This window comes from Pararhizobium sp. P1_E7 (genome assembly GCF_056405855.1).
Map to the genome: position 1 here is coordinate 1 of NZ_JBFUBH010000221.1, position 1,124 is coordinate 1,124.

1 protein-coding gene and 1 pseudogene are annotated in these 1,124 nt (G+C 59.3%); both read left to right on the forward strand.

Going from position 1 to position 1,124, the window contains the following annotated elements; translation table 11 throughout:
• The coding region (locus tag AC1D17_RS29055; RefSeq protein WP_477568650.1) for a fumarylacetoacetate hydrolase family protein at positions 1-827 on the forward strand (827 nt) is incomplete at its 5' end.
• A 4-nt stretch (positions 828-831) separates the two neighbouring features.
• Positions 832-1,124 (forward strand): annotated as a pseudogene (locus AC1D17_RS29060) (MBL fold metallo-hydrolase); the annotation flags it as partial.

The following is a 1,124-nucleotide window of genomic DNA, read 5'->3' on the forward strand; positions in this document are numbered from 1 at the left end:
CGCCCAACTGGCTGCATATTCCGATCGGCTATAATGGCCGCGCCTCGTCGGTGGTGGTCTCTGGCACTGACGTGCGTCGTCCTTGGGGACAATTAAAGGGCCCCGATGATGTGGTGCCGCGATTTGCTCCGTCGCAGCGCTTCGATATCGAACTGGAAATTGGCGCGGTGGTTGGCCTGCCCTCTAAAAGTGGGCAACCCGTCACCGTGGCCGAAGCGGATGCGATGATTTTTGGATACGTGCTCCTGAACGATTGGTCGGCGCGTGACATCCAGGCATGGGAGTATCAGCCGCTTGGACCATTCCAATCGAAGGCGACTGCCACGACAATCTCGCCCTGGATCGTGATGAAGGCGGCCCTTGAGCCTTTCCGTATCTCCACACCGGTACGTGAAGTGCCGCTTCTGCCACATTTGGCGGAACCGGGGCCGCTGCTCTACGATATCTACCTCGACGTCGGCCTTACGCCTGAAGACGCCGCCGAAACCATCCTCAGCCGCACCAACTACCGGGAAATGTATTACTCGGCAGCCCAGCAGCTCGCCCATCATACAACCGCTGGCTGCCCGATGAATACCGGCGATCTTCTCGGCTCCGGTACGATTTCCGGACCGCTGAAGGAAAATCGCGGCTCCCTGCTTGAGCTGAGTTGGGGTGGCAAGGAGCCGCTCACGCTTGAGAACGGAGAGACGCGCAGCTTCCTTCACGACAACGACATCGTCACCCTGCGCGGAGTAGCGAAGGGAGACGGCTACATCATCGGTTTTGGCGATTGTACGGGACGCATTCTTCCGGCACTCGCCGACCCTTACTCACGACAAGGATAGTTCCATGGCCAAAGCATTTGCTTCGCAAGGCGACCTCGCCGACAAGACGATCAGCTTCACAGAAGTCGGGGAGGGGCTTTATGCCTTTACCGCCGAAGGCGATCCTAATTCGGGCGTCATCATCGGTGATGACAGCGTGATGATCGTGGAAGCTCAGGCCACTCCGCGTCTGGCGCAAAAGGTGATCGACTGCGTCCGCACCGTCACCGACAAACCGATCAGCCATGTTGTGCTGACGCACTATCATGCGGTGCGGGTGCTCGGGGCCAGTGCCTTCAACGCCGGCCAGGTGATCAT